Annotated in this window: 15 protein-coding genes; 5 read left to right on the top strand and 10 right to left on the bottom strand. The window is 64.8% G+C overall.

What is annotated here, in order from left to right:
* Positions 1–1658: 1658 nt before the first annotated feature.
* The gene (locus tag U9J33_RS14600; RefSeq protein ID WP_054436811.1) at positions 1659–2918 is read right to left on the bottom strand and encodes a cytochrome P450; all 1260 of its coding nucleotides are present in this window, start codon (positions 2916–2918) and stop codon (positions 1659–1661) included.
* 22 nt (positions 2919–2940) lie between these two features.
* Positions 2941–3267: a 2Fe-2S iron-sulfur cluster-binding protein gene (locus U9J33_RS14595; protein ID WP_054436809.1), complete on the bottom strand. Its 327-nt coding sequence runs from the start codon at positions 3265–3267 to the stop codon at positions 2941–2943.
* Between the two features lie 152 nt (positions 3268–3419).
* On the opposite strand from U9J33_RS14595, the gene U9J33_RS14590 reads away from it, so the two are divergent.
* On the top strand, positions 3420–4073 hold the full coding sequence (locus U9J33_RS14590) for a helix-turn-helix domain-containing protein (protein ID WP_324696291.1): 654 nt from the start codon (positions 3420–3422) through the stop codon (positions 4071–4073).
* Here the strand turns inward: U9J33_RS14590 and U9J33_RS14585 are convergent.
* The 4 genes from U9J33_RS14585 to U9J33_RS14570 all read right to left on the bottom strand — a co-directional run bounded on the left by U9J33_RS14585 (position 4070) and on the right by U9J33_RS14570 (position 9335).
* A complete protein-coding gene (locus tag U9J33_RS14585; protein ID WP_324696289.1) occupies positions 4070–4999 on the bottom strand; it encodes a 1-phosphofructokinase family hexose kinase in 930 nt (309 codons plus the stop codon). The genes U9J33_RS14590 and U9J33_RS14585 overlap by 4 nt on opposite strands.
* A gap of 103 nt (positions 5000–5102) precedes the next feature.
* Positions 5103–7175, bottom strand: a complete 2073-nt coding sequence (locus U9J33_RS14580; RefSeq protein ID WP_324696287.1) for a putative bifunctional diguanylate cyclase/phosphodiesterase — start codon at positions 7173–7175, stop codon at positions 5103–5105.
* A 295-nt stretch (positions 7176–7470) separates the two neighbouring features.
* Positions 7471–7641 carry a hypothetical protein gene (locus U9J33_RS14575; RefSeq protein WP_165913302.1) on the bottom strand — a complete coding sequence of 57 codons (171 nt, stop codon included), beginning with the start codon at positions 7639–7641 and terminating at the stop codon, positions 7471–7473.
* Positions 7642–7742: 101 nt separating this feature from the next.
* Positions 7743–9335 (bottom strand): isocitrate lyase, encoded by a 1593-nt coding sequence (locus U9J33_RS14570; RefSeq protein ID WP_324696284.1) that lies wholly within the window; start codon positions 9333–9335, stop codon positions 7743–7745.
* Positions 9336–9479: 144 nt separating this feature from the next.
* Here U9J33_RS14570 and U9J33_RS14565 point away from each other — a divergent pair, with 144 nt between their 5' ends.
* The 4 genes from U9J33_RS14565 (at position 9480) to U9J33_RS14550 (ending at position 14653) form a co-directional block, all read left to right on the top strand.
* A complete protein-coding gene (locus tag U9J33_RS14565) occupies positions 9480–10877 on the top strand; it encodes a helix-turn-helix domain-containing protein (protein ID WP_324696282.1) in 1398 nt (465 codons plus the stop codon).
* A 141-nt stretch (positions 10878–11018) separates the two neighbouring features.
* Entirely contained in the window at positions 11019–12572 is a 1554-nt protein-coding gene (locus tag U9J33_RS14560) for a class I adenylate-forming enzyme family protein (protein WP_324696280.1), read from the top strand.
* Positions 12573–12634: 62 nt separating this feature from the next.
* A complete protein-coding gene (locus U9J33_RS14555; RefSeq protein ID WP_185996924.1) occupies positions 12635–13471 on the top strand; it encodes an IclR family transcriptional regulator in 837 nt (278 codons plus the stop codon).
* A 132-nt stretch (positions 13472–13603) separates the two neighbouring features.
* On the top strand, positions 13604–14653 hold the full coding sequence (locus U9J33_RS14550) for a phosphotransferase family protein (protein WP_324696276.1): 1050 nt from the start codon (positions 13604–13606) through the stop codon (positions 14651–14653).
* A 50-nt stretch (positions 14654–14703) separates the two neighbouring features.
* Here U9J33_RS14550 and U9J33_RS14545 read toward each other — a convergent pair whose 3' ends face one another.
* From U9J33_RS14545 to U9J33_RS14530, 4 genes are all read right to left on the bottom strand, one after another.
* Positions 14704–15915, bottom strand: coding sequence for an amidohydrolase family protein (locus U9J33_RS14545; protein ID WP_324696274.1), 1212 nt, complete (start codon positions 15913–15915; stop codon positions 14704–14706).
* Positions 15916–16005: 90 nt separating this feature from the next.
* Entirely contained in the window at positions 16006–17190 is a 1185-nt protein-coding gene (locus U9J33_RS14540) for a thiolase family protein (protein ID WP_324696272.1), read from the bottom strand.
* Positions 17187–17588, bottom strand: a complete 402-nt coding sequence (locus U9J33_RS14535) for a Zn-ribbon domain-containing OB-fold protein (protein ID WP_054436790.1) — start codon at positions 17586–17588, stop codon at positions 17187–17189. The genes U9J33_RS14540 and U9J33_RS14535 overlap by 4 nt, the downstream gene beginning before the upstream one ends.
* Positions 17588–18799, bottom strand: coding sequence for a CoA transferase (locus tag U9J33_RS14530; RefSeq protein ID WP_324696269.1), 1212 nt, complete (start codon positions 18797–18799; stop codon positions 17588–17590). The genes U9J33_RS14535 and U9J33_RS14530 overlap by 1 nt, the downstream gene beginning before the upstream one ends.
* Between the last annotated feature and the right edge of the window lie 107 nt (positions 18800–18906).

Raw genomic sequence — 18906 nt, 5'->3', positions numbered from 1 at the left:
CTAGCCCAGGCGTTCCATGCCCGCAATCGAGATGCGGCCGGGCGGCGCGGCGAATCACTTCCTCCTGCGTCGCCACGCGATGAAGCCGCAGCAGGGCATGCTGCATCCGCTAACAAGCGGTGCTTCATGCAGCATGGCATCGATAACCCTGCCCCGCAATTTTGCGGAACAGGGTTGTCAAAACCGAATATTTGGATGATGTTGCACCTGCGAAGTATCGGCGCGCCGGAAAGGAAGTAGACCTCCCTCCCGGCGCGCTCTCTCCCAACGCCGGTAAAGCCGCTAGCGGCCTTTCGCCAAGCACTCTGCAACAATTTCTCGCGATCTCAAAGCGGAATTGCATGATCCGCGCTCGTTTGTGCATGGCTTTTGCGTGCGCAACGATTGCATCCTCGGTGCTGCAAGGCCGGGCACGAGGCCTTGCCCGGCTGCGGCGGCGCTCGCGGCCCTGGACTCCGGGTTGACTCAAGTGCGCCCGTTTCCGTTCGATTAACCACAGGCACTGGGCGGTGTCCCGCGCGCGCAGCGGGCTGTCGGACGAAAACGGAGTTAACTGACCTTCAATCCCGGCCGCTCGCGTGACAGCCATGGGGAAAGCTTCAGAACTTGGGAGAAAGCCCATGGACGAAGAGGCCCCGGGTGAAGAGCTGCCCGGAAGCAAGGGGAAAGGATCAAACCCCCGGAGCAACCGGTCGTTGCAGGACTCGGGGTCGCGAAAAGCTGCCGGGGACAGATCGAAACCGGAAACGCGGCGCGGGAAAGGCATAGCCGAACGGCATCTGCAGACTGACCCTCGGGGCGCATCGGGGCAGCACGCGACGAAGCGTGTGCGGAAACTGGCGTTGGAGCGGCGTGGGCCTTCGATGGTTCCGGCTGCCAATGATGACGGGAACGCCAGTGGGGGCGCTGAAAGCGGAGCGGCGCTGTGTCATGATCGCGGATGGATCTGGACCGCCCCCAGGCTGTGCACTTGCGGCCTGCGCGCCGGGTACGGTGCCTCGCAGGATCCGCTGCTCACCCTGCTCCGATCCTTGATGCAGCCGGTAGTAAAGGGGCGCCGGGAGGCCGCAAGGGCCAAGCCCGTACTGGCCGGAAACGAGCCGGTTTCCTGTGCGAAGGGCCACGGGCGGGGGACGGGTTCACTTCGGCAGGCGCGGCCAGGCCGTGACGGTCATCATGGGAGTTCAGGGCGCGCCGCCGGACTGTGGGCGGCGAAGTCCGGGGAGCAGGCGCCAAGGGTCGTCCCGCGCGCTGCTCGTGCGGCGCAGGCCTGTCAGGAGGCCTGCGCCGCTTTATCCGTGGACGAAGCCTTCGCGATGCCAATGTCCTCTGGGCCGGAACCCCTCACAAGCGATCGTGCGCCGGCCATCTGGCGCGATGGCGCGCTTGTCCTGATGGAGGCGTGGGTTCGTGCCTCGGCCAATCGGTTTGCGGCCATGTTGCGGAGTGCCGCCCCGAATGCCGGCCCGCCGAAACGTAGGCCTGAACCGTCTCGGGTGGCTGTGCCGGCCATCGTCCGCGCCCACCGCGAGATCACCGCGCTGCGCGCAGAAAACGAAGGCCTGAGGCTGCAACTCGCAGCGATGGAGATCGCGCGGGATGCAATGACATGAAAAGGGAGCCGCACCGATTGGCGCGGCTCCCTTGGCTCGGTGCCCTTACCAGACCAGCGGCACGGCTTCGGGGCCGATCACGCCGCCGGGGCGGTACTCGATCCGGGTGCCGGGCTTGAGCGTGAAGTCAGGCACGCGCTTCAGCCATTCCTGCAATGCGATCTTCACTTCGAGCCGTGCAAGGTGCCCGCCCATGCAGCTATGAACGCCGACCGTGAAGGCGAGGATCGTCTTGCGGGGGCGGTCGAAGTTCACCGTCATCGGGTCGGGGAACACCTCAGGGTCGAAGTTGCAGGCAGGCAGGATGAAGGTGACGCGATCGCCCTTCTTCATCTGCACGCCGCGCATTTCATGATCCTGGTCAAGCACCCGGCCGGAGAAGGTCACTGACCAGCGGCGGAGCAGTTCCTCGACGATCCTGTCGATGTCCTGCGGACGGTCGATGATTTCCTGACGCTTCTCGGGGTTTTCCGCCAGCCAGGCCCAGATATTGTTGAGCGTGGCGAAAACGGTGTCGAGACCGGCGATGAACAGGAAGCAGACGAAGCCGAAGATTTCCTTGTCGGAAAGCGGCACGCCGTCTGGTTCCGCATGGGCGATCAGGCTGACGACGCCGTCGTCCGGGTTGGCCTTCTTCTCGGCGATGGCTTGCTTGAGATAGGCGGTGATCTTGGCCATCGACTGGCCCATGATCGCGCGGTCGTTCGAATGGAGCAGTTCCATTGCCCATTCCACGAACGTATCGCGCATGTCCTGCGGCAGGCCCATGATGTCGAGGAACACCGCAACCGGCAGTGGCCGCCCGAAGTCCTCGGTGAACTCACACTCGCCGCCTGCCGCGACCTTGGCCTCGATCTCGTCGATCAGGTCGTTCGCGCGCTGGTGGATCAGCCGTTCGAGCTTAAGCACGCCCTGCGGGCTGAACACCGGGTCCACGATGTTGCGGTACTTGCGGTGATGCGGGGGATCGATCTCGATCGGGATGAAGTAGAAATAGTCGTTCGGATCGCGCGGGAAGGGTGTGGCGCCTTCGTTCGAGAAGATCTGCGGATGGCGCAGACCGAACAGCGCGTCCTCATGCTTGGTGAGGTGCCACATGTTGCCCATCGGGCTGACGTCGTAATAGATCGGCGGCTGCTTTTCGTGCAGCGCGGCCATGAAGTCATGCGGGTTGGCCAGGAAATCGGGGCCGAAGGTGAGGCCGGACTGGCGGATCAGTTCGGGGGGGACATGATCGGGCACCTGGTCCATGCCGACATGGCGCGGAAAACTGGGCGGAACCGGGTTGGCGGCGTCGATAGGCATCGTTCTCTCCCTGTGTCCGGCTTCAGAACTGATGCTCGGGCATGTGCACCACGAGCCCGTCGAGGCTCTCGGTCATGTCGATCTGGCAGGAGAGGCGGCTGCTCGGCTTCACTTCGGCAGCAGCCGATTCCAGCAGTTCCTCCTCCGCCTGGGACGAAGGCCCGCCCACCGCTTCGGTCCAGTTCTCGTCTACGTAGCAATGGCAGGTGGCGCAGGAGAGGCCGCCGCCGCATTCGCCGGTGATGCCCTCTATTCCATTATAGACCGCACCGCGCATGACGTTTTCGCCGATCGCCACGTCCACGTCGGTCGTGTGACCTTCGTGATCGACATAAGTGACCTTGGGCATCGAACTCTCCTGTCCTTCATCCGTTGAGCGCGTTTCTGAGAACGCTGTTCTCCATTTTCTAGCCGCTCCCCCCCGGTGAAGTCAATCACCGGCGAGAACTTCGCAATTGCGGGCACTGGACCGGCGCGGACGGAGGGCCTAATCCATCGCCCATGGCCACTGTTCGACCGTCTCCCACCCAACTTGCCGAATTCGATGACGGCGAACGCGATCGGACGTGCCTGCTGATAGAGGCGGCGCATGACCTGCTTGACGAGGGCGGGCTCGAAGGCCTGACGATCCGGGCGGTGCTGTCACGCACGGGCCTGGCGCGGCGTGCCTTCTATGAGCGGTTCCAGAGCAAGGACGACCTCGTGCTGGCGGTATTCGATGCTTCGCTGCGGGCGGCGGCGTTGCAGTTCCGGGATATCTCGTCGCGCGCAGACAATCCTGTGGAGGCGTTGCAGGTTATCGTTTCCGGCATCGTCGTGGGCCAGTTGGGGCAGACGCGGAGCAGCGGCGCGCACTTGCGCAGCGCCGCGCTCAGCCGCGAACACCTCCGGCTTGCGCAGTCTCGCCCGGCCGAATTGCAGGCGGCGTTGCAACCGCTACTGGACCTGATTGCCGGCCATGTCGCCGAAGGCATCGAACAGGGGTTGCTCCTGCAGGCCGATCCCAGCCTGCAGGCACGGCTGATCTACAACCTTGTCTCGACCACGGTTCACACCGTGCTGCTTCAGGAGGAAGGCGGCGCCCCCGATCTTGCCGAGCGTGAAACGCTTGGGGTGGCAATCTGGGAGTTCTGCCGCCGGGCGATCGTAGTCTAGAGCGGTTCCACCCGTTCCAGCAGCCGGTCGATGTCTTCGGCGCGGGCGAGATCGGTGCCGGCGCGCAGCACGGCGGCGGAGCCGCCGGCCATGCCGCGGCGGAATGCCTCGAGTTCGCCGTCGCCCCGGCACAGGGCATGAACCATCGCCGCGACGAAGCTGTCGCCCGCGCCCACGGCGCTTGCCGCGTCGACCTTGAGGGCAGGCAGGAACAACGGCCCCTCGGCGCGCGCCAGGACCGCGCCTTCATGGCCCATGGTCACGGTGACGAACCTGGCCTTCTCCGCCTCGACGATTTCCATGGCCGCAGTCCCGATCGCGCCGACCGAGTCGAGCGTGCGTCCGGCATAATGCTGCAATTCGCTCTGGCTCGGTTTGACCAGCAGCAGCCCTCCGGCATCGATTCCGGCGACCAGCGCAGCGCCCGAGGTGTCGAGAACGACTTCGATACCGCGCGGGCGCAACAGGCGGGTGGCACGGGCGTAGAAGTCCTCCGGGACGCCCGGGGGGAGCGATCCGCTCATGACCATCACGTCGCAATCGGCTTCGGCGACGCGATCTAGGCATTCCCGCCATTCCGCTTCGCTGATTTCCGGCCCGGCGGGCGTGAACCGATATTCCTTGCCTGTTTCGTGTTCGAGGATGTCGGCAGCGATACGCGTGGACCCCGCGATGGGGATGCGGGTTCGGACCAGTTGGTGAAGGTCGATCAGGCCGTCGAGGGCAGGGCCGGTGGCGCCGCCGGAAAGATAGTAGCAGCGCGCATTGCCGCCGAGCCGGACGAAGACACGCGCCACATTGATGCCGCCGCCGCCGGGAGCGTAATGCTCGTTGTCGGTACGCATCTTGTTGGTGTGGCGAACCTTGCCGACGTCATAGGATGCGTCGATCGTCGGGTTCATCGTCAGGGTGGCGATGTTCTTCATCCAGCGGCTCCTTGGACGGCTCTGGCGTGGGTCACGGCTTCATGCCCTGCCTCGCGCCGGATCGCAAAGTATTCGCCGGATTCAGTGACAGTTGCGGGAAGGATCAGGCGGCGTCGAGCGCGCTCGATGGCTGCGATGAAAAGCGCAGCATCGTGCCTGGCTGAGGGCGGCCGAACAGGAAGCCCTGGCCTTGCGTGCAGCCTTCGGCCCGAAGGTATTCGCGCTCCACCTCGCTTTCGATCCCTTCTGCCGCGACGGTGAGGCCGAGGCTGCGGCCCAGACCGATCACTGCCCGGATCACCGCGCGCGAATTGGCCTCTTCGTGGAGGTTGAGGATGAAGGACTTGTCGATCTTGATCTTGGTGAAGGGGTAATTGAGCAGGTAGCTCAGCGATGAGTAGCCGGTCCCGAAATCGTCGAGCGAAATGCCGATACCGAAGGAGCGCAAGTTGCGGATGATCGCGGCAGGACGGGGGCCGCGCTCCATCAGCACGGCCTCGGTGATTTCCAGTTCAAGCCGGTCTGCGGCGAGGCCGGAACTGGACAGGGCGTTGATGACGGTGCCCAGGAGGTTTCCGTTGCGGAACTGGACCGGCGAGACATTGACCGAGAGGCGCACATCGTCAGGCCATTTCATGGCTTCGTGGCAGGCAGTCTGGAGCACGAAGCGTCCCAGCTTGTCGATCAGCCCGAGTTCCTCGGCAAGCGGGATGAACACTTCGGGCGAGACCTGGCCGCGCTCGGCGTGGTTCCAGCGAAGCAGCGCTTCGCAGCATTCGATGGTGTTCGTTTCGAGATTGAGCAGCGGCTGGTAATGGACTTCGAGTTCGCCGTCGCGGACGGCCTGGCGCAAGTCCTTTTCCAGCCGGCTCTTGGCCTGTGCGGCTTCGTCCAGCGCCATTTCGAAGGCGCGGCAACTGCCCCTGCGCTCGGCCTTGGCGGCATAGAGCGCAAGGTCCGCGAAGCGCATGAGCGTTTCGTGGTCGGTGCTGTCGAAGGGCGCGCTGGCAAAGCCGACGGTGGCGCCGATGTGCAGGGTGTTGCCGTGGACGTGGAAGGGTTCGGAAAGCGTCGCGATGATCGCCTTGCTCACGAGTTCGGCTTGCGTAAGGCTCGACCGGCGGAAGATGATCGCGAATTCGTCTCCGCCGATCCGGCAGAGCAAGGCGCCTGGCGGCACGAGTTCGCGCATTCTGCGCGCCGCGTCGGTCAGCAGGGCATCGCCGAAATGATGGCCGTAAGTATCGTTCACTGTCTTGAAGTGATCCAGGTCGATCAGCGCGAGAGTGACGGTTTCGGCAGGCGAGGCCGCGTCGAGCATGTTACGCAAGGTATCGCGGCAGTGCGAGCGGTTGGCGAGGCCGGTCAGTTCGTCATGGCGCGCCATGTGTTCCATGCGCTGCTCGATCCGGCGGCGCTCGGTCACGTCGAAGATCGAGACGATCGTCACTTCCACGCCATCGAGGAGCAGGCGGCGGGTGGAGACAACCGCTTCCACCACTTCGCCGTCGCGCCGCAGCATCTGCCATCCGGCATCGCGGGTGGGGTTCCTGGCGGCCAGCATTCTGGCGGCAGCAGCCCAGTTATCCTCGCCGAACAGCTTTCGGGCGTTGAGGCCCGACATTTCGGCGGCGGAATAGCCGAACAGGCGGCAGGCGGATTCGTTGGCGGTATTGATCCGGCCGGTGCCGGAATCGTGAACCAGCATGGCCAGCGGGTTCTGTTCGAACAGCAGCCGGAAGCTTTCTTCCTTCTGCTTGAGGTCGGTAATGTCGACGCGAAGGCCGATCGAGCCGCCGTCCTCCGTCTTGCGTTCCTCGATCAGGATGCAGCGGCCATTGGACAGGCGCTGTTCGTGACGGCTGGTGGGCTGCTGGATAAGCGCAAGGCGGTCGTTCAGCCATTCTTCCTCGCGGCCCATGGCTTCGGGATAGTCGCCGCGCTGGACGCCCACTCGCAGCGTATCGGCCAGCCTGGCGCCCGGTTCCAGCAGGTCGGCCGAGCGGCAGTAGATTTCCTCGTACTTGCGGTTCCACAGGATGTATCGGCCTTCCTCGTCGAGGAACACCACGCCTTGCGGCAGCACGTCGATCGCTTCGCGCAGTCGCTGATCCGCCCGCGAAGCAGCAGCCAGTGCGGCTTCGAGCGTTCCGGTCGGCAGGTCGCCGTCCGGCATCACGTATTCTTTCTCAGCATTTCCCAGAACCAACGACCAAGCCCCTGTGCTGAAATCACCTTATGCCACAAGACGTTAATTTTTCTGCCAACGCAGGGCGGAGCATTTGGTTGCCGATGGGGAGGCGCATTCGAAGATAAAGTTAACTGACACGAGAAGCCCGCCGCACCGGAGTGCGACGGGCCTTGGCTTTCCTCCCCAGGAAAACGCTTGAGTGGTTATCCGGTCCCGAGGGGCCGGTCGCGCGGGTCGCCGGCGTTATCGATGCCGGCGTTCCCTTGCGGATTTCACTGGCTCAGCGCCGACCCGCGGTTCCGAGGCGGTGGTAGAGGTTCGAATAAGTCGACGAGACCGGATCGTCCTCGTGTGCACGCATGTAGAACAGCACGGCTTCCTGAAGCAGCTTGAAGTCCTGGTTCGAAAGCACCGCGCGGGCGCGGGCCGGTTCGGTGGTCATGGTGGTCATAGTACCTTCCTTTCCTTGCTATGCGGGGATCTTCCCCAAGGGCCTGAGGCCGCGAACTGGTTCGCCCGCTGCCTCAGAGCGAACTGGTTCCCTCCGCTGCCTCAGGCAGCGAACTGGTTCATCGTGTTGTGCGTGCCGCCGGCCTTGAGGGCCGCCTCGCCGGCGAAGTATTCCTTGTGGTCATCGCCGATGTCGGAGCCGGCCATGTTCTGGTGCTTCACGCAGGCGATGCCCTGGCGGATCTCCTGACGCTGCACGCCCTTGACGTAGCCGAGCATGCCCGCCTCGCCGAAGTACTCCTTCGCCAGATTGTCGGTCGACAGGGCGGCGGTGTGGTAGGTCGGCAGGGTGATGAGGTGGTGGAAGATCCCCGCCTCGCGCGCCGCGTCCTTCTGGAAGGTGCGGATGCGCTCGTCTGCTTCTTGGCCCAGTTCGGTGCCGTCGTAGTCCACGCTCATCAGCTTTGCCCGGTCATAGGCGCCGGTGTCACGCCCTTCCGCTTCCCAGGCATCGTAGACCTGCTGGCGGAAGTTGAGGGTCCAGTTGAAGCTGGGCGAATTGTTGTAGACCAGCTTGGCATTCGGGATCACCTCACGGATGCGGCTGACCATTCCGCCGATCTGGCCGATGTGCGGCTTTTCGGTTTCGATCCACAGCAGGTCTGCGCCGTTCCTGAGGGATTCGATGCAATCGAGCACGCAGCGATCCTCGCCGGTCCCGGGGCGGAACTGGTAGAGATTGCTGGGCAGGCGCCGGGGCTTCATCAACTTGCCGTCGCGGCTGATGAGGACTTCGCCGTGGCCAAGCGTATCAGGCGAAACCTCCTCGCAATCGAGGAAGCTGTTGTACCGGTCGCCGATGTCGCCTGCCTCGCGGGTAAAGGCGATCTGCTTGGTCAGCCCCGCACCCAGCGAGTCGGTCCGTGCCACGATAAGCCCTTCGTCCACGCCCAGTTCCATGAAGGCGTAACGAACCGCGCGGATCTTCGCGATGAAGTCCTCATGCGGAACGGTGACCTTGCCGTCCTGATGGCCGCACTGCTTCTCGTCCGAGACCTGGTTTTCGATCTGGATGCAGCAGGCGCCCGCCTCGATGAACTTCCTGGCGAGCAGGTAGGTCGCCTCGGCATTGCCGAAGCCCGCATCGATATCGGCGACGATCGGCACGACGTGGGTTTCGTGGCTGTCGATCGCATGTTCGATCCGCTTGGCCTCGACTTCGTCTCCGGCGTCTCGCGCCTTGTCCAGATCGCGGAACATCATGCCAAGCTCGCGGGCATCGGCCTGGCGCAGGAAGGTGTAGAGTTCCTCGACCAGCGCCGGAACCGATGTCTTCTCGTGCATCGACTGGTCGGGCAGGGGGCCGAACTCGCTGCGCAGCGCCGCGACCATCCAGCCCGACAGGTAGAGGTAGCGGCCCTTGGTCGTGCCGAAGTGCTTCTTGATGGAGATCATCTTCTGCTGGCCGATGAATCCGTGCCAGCAACCCAGCGACTGGGTGTAGCGGGCAGGATCGGCGTCATAGGCGGCCATGTCCTCGCGCATGATGCGCGCGGTATGGCGGGCGATGTCGAGGCCGGTCTGGAAGCGGTTCTGCAGACGCATGCGTGCGACCGATTCCGGTTCGATGCCGTTCCAGGTGGGCTCGGTGCCGATGGTCTGGCCGGCTTCGCTGATCTTGCTCTGGTAGGTCACTGCCAAAAGTCCCCGTCGAAAGTGTTTGGGCGATGACCTTGAGTTAGGCGGCATTTGTGCAGTGCGAAACGCGCGGCGAAGTCCGGTTGTCAAACTTTACAGATATTCCTTGTAAAGATGTGTGGGCATGACAAGATTGCCGTCATGGCTGAATCGCGCCCTCTTTATCTCGGTCCCCGACTGCGCCGCCTGCGCCGCGAACTGGGGCTGACGCAGCAGGCCATGGCCGACGATCTGGAGATTTCGCCCAGCTACGTCGCACTGCTGGAACGCAACCAGCGGCCCGTTACGGCGGACATGCTGCTGCGCCTTGCGCGGACCTACCGGCTCGACATGGCCGACATCGCCGGAGACGACGGTGAGGACTACGCCCGCCGCGTGGGCGAGGTGCTGCGCGATCCCTTGTTCGCGGATATTGACCTGCCGCCGCTGGAGATCGCCGACCTTGCGATGAGTTTCCCCAGCATTTCCGAAGCGCTGCTGCGCCTGCACGGCGCCTATTCCCGCGAAAGCCAGGCGCTGGCGGAGCAACGCGCATCCGGCCCGGCGGCGGAGGAAAGCGAGCCCGTTCGCGAAGCGCAGCGCTTCCTTGGCCAGTCTCGCAACTATTTTCATGCGCTGGATGTTCGTGCCGAAGAGTTGGCTGCCGAAATCGAGCAGGCGGGAGGGGCTGCGGCATGGCTGGGCGCAAAAGGCGTGCGGGTGCGCTTCCTGCCGCCGGATGTCATGGTCGATTCCCTGCGGCGGTTCGACCGTCATAACCAGCAACTCCTGATCGACGACACGCTTGGCCCCGCCAGCCGGGCGTTCCAGATCGCCACGCACATCGCTCATACCGCCATGCGCAGCGATATCGTGTCGGTCGTGCGCGCTGCGGCTTTTGCGCAGACCACGACCGCCACGCTCGTGCGGCGCGCGCTGGCCGGTTACGCGGCGGCGGCGATCCTCATGCCTTACGGCCGGTTTGCCCGTGCCGCGGAGGCGCGCGGTTACGATATCGATGCGCTCGGCGCCCTGTTCGGTGCCAGTTTCGAGCAGGTCGCGCACCGACTGACCACACTCCATCGGCCGGGAGAGGAACGGGTGCCGTTCTTCTTCCTTCGCGTGGATGAGGCCGGCAATGTCTCAAAGCGGCTGGACGGCGCAGGCTTCCCTTTCGCGGCGCATGGCGGCGGCTGCCCCCTGTGGTCGGTACATCAGGTATTCCGCTGGCCGGGAGAGATACGCACCCAGTGGCTCGAACTGCCGGACGGGCAGCGCTTCTTCTCGATCGCGCGCACGGTGACGTTTGGCGAGGGGCGATATGGGCGCGCCAGGGTGACACGCGCCGTGGCGCTTGCCTGTGCGGCGGACGAGGCGGACAAGCTTGTCTATGCGGCAGGTGTGAAGGGTGGGACCGTGGCGGGAACGCCTATCGGGGTGACTTGCCGCCTCTGCCAGCGCGCGGAATGCGCCGCCCGTTCGGTGCCGCCGATCGGGCGGGACGTATTGGCCGACGACTACCGCCGCGCGGCGCAGCCCTACACTTTTGCCGAAAGCTAAAAATTCGCGATAGTGAACGTATATTCTCATATAGGGAATGACGCAGGGGCGATGCCCTTTGCCGGTAACTTGCCCAGCCCTGCCGCAAGCCGCAGGATCGCTCTCGACAGGGCATGACCCCAGCGAGAGGATGATCGGGCAGTGACCAGCGAAGCGTGCGCGGAAGATGCGCCGGGCAAGGCCCGCACTTTCCCGGAACTGATCCGGTCGGCCGCTCATGCCCATGGCGGGACATGCGCCATCACCCTCGAAACCGAGTCCGGTGTCGATAGCGCCACGTTCACCGGTCTAGACCGCGATTCAGCGGCCCTTGCGAAGGGTTTGCTGGCGCGCGGGGTGGGCAAGGGTACGCGCGTTGGTTTCATATTCGGCAATGGACCGGGGTTTGCCGTTACCTTGGCCGCGATAGCGCGGATCGGCGCCGTCGCCGTTCCGATCAGCACCATGATCCGCGCCAATGAACTGGTCCGCGTACTGCGCCAGTCCGACGTGCAGGGCCTGGTGGTCCAGCGCGAGATGTTGGGCAAGGATATGGCGGCGCGATTGGCCGAGGCGGTTCCCGAACTGGATGGGCAGGTGGCAGGGGCGCTGCTCATCCCCCGCATTCCCTATTTGCGCTGGATCGTTTCCGATGGAGAGGCGCTTCACGAGGCTATCGCGCCGACGGCCTGGCTGATCGAGGCCGGGACTGGCGTGAGCGAAGACCTGCTCAGGGCGGTCGAGAGCGAAGTTCATCCGACCGACCAGATGATCGAGATCTACACGTCCGGATCGATGGCCCTGCCCAAGGGCGTGCGCCACCTCCATGGAGCGGTCATGGCGCGTGGCCATTGGCTGGCGGGAATGCTGGGAATCAAGGCGGGCGAGCAACGCGCCGCGCAATTGCCGATGTTCTGGGTTGGCGGGCTGATGCTTTCGCTGGTGCCGAACTGGGAAGTGGGTGCGGTAACGGTCTGTACCGAACGCACGCTCAGCAACAGCCGCTTCGCCATGGGGAGCGTACTGGCCGAGGAGGATCTGGAACGCATCCGGGGGCCGCAACCCTGGTGGGGCCTCGGCATGAGCGAGACTCTGGGGCCATACGGCTGGGGGGATGAATTCCGCGTGCCCGGCCGCCCCGTCTGCGCGCCGATGGACCATTTCGCCCCCGGCTACGACATCCGCATAGCCGATGAGGAGGGCAATTCCGTAGGTGACGGCGAAGTGGGCGAGATGCAGGTGCGCGGGCTCGCGGTTGCACCCGCCCTGCACAAGATAGAGCGCGCCGATCACTATACCGCCGATGGTTACTTGCGCACGGGGGACATGTGCCTGGTCGAGGATCATGCCGACGGGCGCCGCATTCATTTCGTCGGGCGGGGTGGGGACATGATAAAGGTGTCCGGCTCCAATGTTTCTCCCGCCGAAGTCGAGATGGAGCTTCAGGCGCTTGGCGGAGTGCACAGCGCCTATGTCGTCGGCCTGCCGGACCGGGAGCGCGGAACGCTGCTGGCGGCGGCGGTGGTTCCGCGCGAGGGGGCGGTGCTGGACTTTGCCGCCATCGAAGCAAGGATGCGCGCCAGCCTTTCCGGCTACAAGGTGCCCCGTGCTTGGGTGGAAATGGCGCGTGAGGACGTGCCGCTGCTCCATTCCAACAAGGTGGCCCGGCGGGAGATCGCGCGGGTCGTGGCGGAACGGCTCCGGCGGCAGGGGTAGGGCGCTATTGACGAAGATCGGTGCAGGGCATACCCGACGAATTCGAAATAGCGAAAGTGCCCATGTCGCGTTCCTCTCCCGGCGTCGCCCGCATGGCCGCCATCCTGAATTTCATCGCCGACCATCCGGGGCAGGCCTTCGCGCTGACCGATCTCGTCCGCGCGCTCAAGCTCAGCCGCGCGACCTGTCACGCCTTGCTGACCGGCCTTGTCGACGTGGGCTACCTCTATCGTACCAGCGACAAGACTTACGTGCTGGGCCCGGCGCTGGCGGCGATCGGCCGTACCGCCGCCGAGCATTTCTCGCCGCTACAGGTAGCCCAGCCGGAGATGCGCAAGCTGGCGGACGATTTCGATGTCGTCTGCGGCGCCTATTTCCTCGAAGGCGATGTGATCCACTTGCGCGAGCGTGCCGCTTCGGTGAGCCATGTGGGATATCCGGTTCCGCTGGGTACGCGGATGCCGCTGCGCTGGGTGCAGGCAACGGCGTTCTACGCGCGCAGCCCGCGTGACGCGGACGCCGCCCAGGCACGGATAAACCCGTCCCCCACGGCCGAGCAGATCGAGCAGCTTGCCGGCGGCATGGCCTTCGTGCGCGAGCACGGCTTCATCGCGCTGACCCGCCGGCCGGACAGTATCCCGGGCGAAAACGCGATCGTCACCAACCTGGAAGATCCGCCAGTCCTGCCTGAAACCGCTTTGGACGATGCGCGCAATTATCCGTTGATGGCGATCATGGCGCCGATCTACGAAGCGAGGGACAAGGTCTCGATCTCGCTGGTGCTGGCCGGATTCAACGGCCCCATGACCGGTGTGGAAATCCGCAGGGCGGGCGATGCGCTCGCCGAAGCCTGCACCCGCATTTCGCGCTTCCTGATCGGACATCCCGAAACCGACTGACACCCCGCTCCACGCGGCTTTCCTTTCAGGCGAGGCTCGCCTCGCTTGACCGCATCCGTGCGGCATCTTACAAATACCGAAAATAAATTCGCGATATCGAACAATCGTGAATGCAGGTGGGAGTAGGACTGGATGTCGGACGTGATCGTCGCGCCGGAGACCCGGAATCTCGAACAACTGGCGGTGACGCTCGCGCGCTGGCTCGGTGCGCGCATGCCGCAGGCGGCAGATGTCGAAATCCGCGATGTCGCCTATCCGCGCGGGGCCGGGCAAAGCCATGAGACGGTCCTGTTCGATGCCTGCTGGCGCGAACAGGGTGCCGAACGCCGGCAGGGCTGCGTGGTCCGTATCAAGCCGCGCGCTTTCACGGTCTTTCCCGACGACCTGTTCGACGAGCAGTACCGGGTCATGCAAGTCCTGGCCGATGACGGACAGGTTCGCGTCGCCCGGCCGCTCTGGTTCGAGCCTGACCCGGCGCTGCTCGGCAATCCGTTCTTCGTGATGGAGAGGAAGGTCGGGCGGGTGCCGGTTTCGGTCCCGCCCTATGCCCGTGAAGGGTGGCTGCGGGATGCGAGCCCCGCGCAGCGCCGCGTGCTCTGGCGCAATGCAGTGGGGCAGCTTGCTGCGGTGCAGGCGGTTCCGCTCGGCTCTCTCGATTTCCTTGCCGGGCAGCCGGACGCGCCGCGCGGGCTCGATCAGGAATGGGCCAAGTACAATCGCTTCGCGCGCTGGTTGCAACAGGTCGAGCCGCTGCCCGTGCTCGACGCGGCGCTGGCGCGCCTTCGCTCGCTCTGGCCGGATAATCAGCCCGAGGGCCTCGTCTGGGGCGATGCGCGGGTCGGCAACATGATGTTCGATAAGGATTTCGACGTGGTGGCGGTGATGGACTGGGAACAGCCCTCGCTTGGCGGGGCTCTTCATGACCTCGCGTGGTTCTGCGTACTGGCGGAAACGATGCATGGTCCGCGCTCGGCCCACGGGGCTCCGCTGGAAGGCATGGGCAGCCGTGAGGAAACAGTCGCGCTGTGGGAGGAACTGACCGGAAAGTCTGCCGCCGACCTTGAATGGTATGAGGACTTTGCGAAGTTCAAGATGACGTGCACGGGTATCCGGCTTGGCCATCTGCGCGGTTCGCCGATGATGGATGCTTCGGCGATGGCTGCGAGATTGAAGGTGGGGTGAGGGCGCTGGCGAAGGGGGAGCGCCCGCTGCGCTCACCGCCCCTGCTTTCGTTACGTCAGCCCCAACATCCGCCGGCAATTGTCATGGATGATCGCCCGTACATCCGCCTCCGGCACGCCCTCGAAGTCACGCAGGATAACCTCGCGCGAGCGGGGGAAGGTGGTTTCCGAGTGCGGATAGTCCGATGACCACATGATGTTGCGGCCGCCCGGCAGGTCCCGGTTCAGAATACCGGCGCGGTCCTGGATGAAGGAACCGTAGACGTTGCGGTCCATGTACCAGCTCGGCGGGTTCTTGAGCGGGGATTCCGTCCAGAAGCGCTGCTTTTCCCAGGTGCGGTCGTTGTATTCGGCGTACCATGCGAACCAGCCGACACCGCTTTCCATCGAGCCTATGCGAAGGGATGGGAAACGGTCGAACACGCCGTTGTAGATCAGGATGCCGAGCGGTTCGGCCATGGCCAGCTTGCTCATCGGCATGTCGGGCAGGAAGAACTGCTTCTCACCGAAGCGCGGCACCCGGGCACCCAGGTGAAACGTGACGACGAGATCGTGATCGCAGATCGCTGACCAGAGGCGATCGAACTCCGGCTGGTAATATTGCAGGCTTCCCTTCGGATCGCCGGTAAGCGCGGAGACCTGCCCCGGTTTGAGCGCGGCGACGCCGGAACTGGTGTTCCAGGCTTCGGGGTTCTGGGGGAAGGCAGGCAGGTTGATGGCGCGAAAGCCCTTGGCCGCAAGGCGGCGGACGTGGGCAACGGTTTCGCCGACATCGCGCATCGGCACGTAGCCCACTGGATAGAGCCGGTCCGGTGCGGCGGCGCAGAAGTCCAGAACCCAGTTCTGATAGGCTTCGTAGCTGGCGACGTAGAGTTCGTTGTCGAACGAGCCGAGCGGCCCGCCGCCGAACAGCAGGGCGGCGCCCATGCCGTCCGCGTCCATGTCGGCCAGCCGCGTTGTGGGTTCCCAGACCTTGCGCTGATCGGCGAGGCGGCCCTTCATCTTGAAGTTCCTGCCTTCCCGCCCGGCCTGGTTGTTTATCATCATGAAGGGACGGCGGTTGCCTTCGAAGCAGATGTAGTCGCCGTCCTCGGCGTGCTCGATGAAGGGCGCGCGGTCCTTGAGCCGCGCAGGAAGGTAGTCCTTCCACATGTCGTGGGGGGGATCGATATGCGCGTCGGCATCGAAGATCGGGCCATAGGGCCAGGATGCGGCTTGGGCGCCTTCCGGGGCCGGTTTCAGTGCCAGATCGGCTTCGCTCATCTCCCGATTCCTTTTTATTCGCAATACCGAACAAATGATCGCAATTAAGAACTGTCTAGTCAATTGGGCGACTCGGTCCGGCTGATACGATCAGTCGCGCCGCAGGATCATCGCGCCGTATCCATAGCCCCCGTTCGAGACGATTGCGGTTCTGGCGCCGGGCACCTGCCTGCCGCCACCGCGTCCCCAGAGCTGGACGGTTGCCTCATGAATGTGGCCATATCCGTGAAGCCGTCCGGCGGAGAGTTGGCCCCCGCCGGTGTTCAGCGGCAGTTCCCCCCCGATCGCGATACGTTCGCCGCCGCGTGTGAAGCGGCAGGCCTCGCCGCGGGGAACGAGGCCGAGCGCTTCCATCCAGAGCCAGACGAAGATGGAAAACCCGTCGTACATCTGCGCGCAGTCCATCTCGCGGGGCTTCAGGTCGGTACGGGACCACAGCATGTCTCCGGCGCGGCGGGCGGCGGGCAGCTGGGTGAAGTCGCCTTCGTGCTGTCCGGTCCAGAGGCCGCCCACGGCCATGCCCATGGCTTCGATATGGAGGGGCGGGTTCAGCAGGTCTTTGGCGGCATCCCGGTGGGACAGCACCAGCGCGGTGGCGCCGTCGACGTGCGCGTCGCAGTCGAACAGCCGCAGCGGCGAGGATATCACGCGGGCGGCCATGTACTGGTCCAGAGTGATGGGTTCGCGGTAGATCGCGGAAGGATTGTGCGCGGCGTTCGCGCGGGCGTTGACGGCGATGGCGCCGAGTTCCTCTGCCGCCGCGCCGTAGCGTTCGAAGTAGGCCTGGGCGTAAAGCGCGAAAGTGTTGACCGGCGAGAGGGCGTTGAAGGGTACCGTCCAGGCATTGTTGCCATCGACGCGCTCCCGGCTGGCCGCCATCAGCGTGGAGCCGCGGGCGTGCTGCCGCGCGCTCGCCTGAGCCACGGTGCGGAAAATGACGACATGGCGCGCAAGGCCGCAGGCGATGGCGGTGATCGCGTTGAAGATCGGCGCCATGTGGCTGAAGCCTTCCGAGGAAGCGAGAATCCAGCGTGGAGCGATCCCCAGTACGGCAGCGGCCTCGGATGGGCTGACCGGCGCGATCCCGCCGCCTTCGGATGACTTGCCGGGATAGGTGGCGATGCCGTCGATCTCGCGCGGGGAAAGGCCGGCGTCGGCGATGGCGGCGAGACAGGCGTCGGCGGTCAGTTGCAGCGCGGTTCGCCCGGATGGACGTGCGATCTCCGATAGGGCGGCGCCGGTCACGCAGACGTGTTTTTCGGGAAGCAGGGTCATGCGGTCTCGGGTGTGAACAAGGGCAGCCAGATATCCTCGTGTCGTTGGAACACGACCGTGACAGGAAGTCCGATGCGAGCGGTCGCCACGTCGGCAAGAAGGTTGCTGAAAACGTAGAGCCCGCGTTGCTCGGGCAGTTCGATTGCACAGAACACGAAGGGCACTTCGAGGCCGGGCAGCCATGGTTCGTTGTTGATCGTGAAGCTGGCCAGCACGCCTCTGCCTGAAACCGGTTCCGGCGAGACATCCTCGCTGCCGCACTGGGCGCACCGGGGCAGGGGAGGGTGCTGCCATGTCCCGCAGGCGAGGCAGTGCTGTATACGCAGCTTTCCGTCTTGGCCCGATGTCCAGAAGAAGGCGCTTTCCGGTTCCAGCATGGGCAGTTTGCGGGGCAACATCAGAACACCACGCCCTGCACCTTCAGGTCGATGATTTCGTCTTCGCTGTAGCCCAGTGCGGCAAGCACGGTGTCGCTGTCCGCGCCGAGTTCGGGCGAGCGGTCAGAGGGCAAGGCCTCGCCTTCGAACAGCATCGGCACCGAAACCATCGGGATCGTGCTGCCGTCCGCGCAGTGCACCGCCTTGAGATAGCGATTGGCGCGAACCTGTTCGTCCTGCGCCAGTTCGCCGACATCCTGCACCACATCCCATTGGCCGTCCTGCCGGGCGAGGATCTGCTTCCACTCCGCGAGCGTTTTCGAGGCGAACAGGGAGGTCACTTCGGCATGACAGGCGGCAAGATTCCGGCGCCGGGCCTCGGCATCGGTAAAGCGCGGGTCGGCGGCAAGGTCGGGGCGGCCCGAAACCTCGCAGAAGCGGGCCCAGTAGCGATCCGCCTGCAACATGCACAGCGCAAGGAAGCGGCCGTCGCGGGTGCGGTAGTTGGCGACCAGTACATTGTGCGGGTGGGCCGCATCGGGGCGCGGGAACTTCCGCACCCCGTCGGCAGTGGCCTGGCAGATCAGCCGCTGCTGCGACCACATGGCGGCGGCCAGCAGGGAAACATCGACTTCGCCTGCCTCGCCGGTCATCGCGCGGCGGGCTATGGCGGCGCAGATCCCGCCGGCGAGCATGGCAGCGGACAAGGTATCGCCGAAGGCCGGGCCGGGCGGGCCGACCGGATGCGGCGCCTCATCCGCGGTGAGCGAGGATGCGATGCCGCCGCGTGCCCAGAAAGTGATCGCGTCGTAGCCTCCACGGTCGCTTTCAGGGCCGTTGGGGCCGAGTGCGCTGCCGCTGGCGTAGATCAGGTTCGAGAACGTGCGGCGCAGCGTTTCCGCATCGATCCCCATGGCGCGCCGGGCCGGAGGCAGCAGGTTGGTGAGGAACACGTCGGCATCGGCGAGCAGGCGATCCAGCACGGCGCGGCCCGCCTCCTGCTTGAGATCCAGGGTGACGGAGCGCTTCCCCCGGTTGTAGCTCTCCCAGGAATAGTCGATCGTGCCTTTGCCCGATAGCGAGCCGATCGTGAGGCCGCGCAAGGGGTCTCCGCTGGGTGGTTCGACCTTGATGACGTCCGCGCCGAGATCGGCCAGCATGCCGCCGCAAGCCGGCACGAATGCCCACATCGCGACCTCCACGACCTTGATGCCTTCCAGCGGCCTGCCCATCGGCGATCCTTCTCCATCTCGCGAATTTCCGCAGCTTTCCCGGTCATTCGGGACTATTTGCGCGGGCACGATAAATTCTCTATTGCGAATTATGTACCGAAATAGAG

Origin of the sequence: Novosphingobium sp. RL4, assembly GCF_035658495.1 — a bacterium.
GTDB lineage: Bacteria > Pseudomonadota > Alphaproteobacteria > Sphingomonadales > Sphingomonadaceae > Novosphingobium.
Note: the sequence above shows the minus strand (reverse complement) of the source record. Positions and strands in the feature narration are given on the sequence as shown.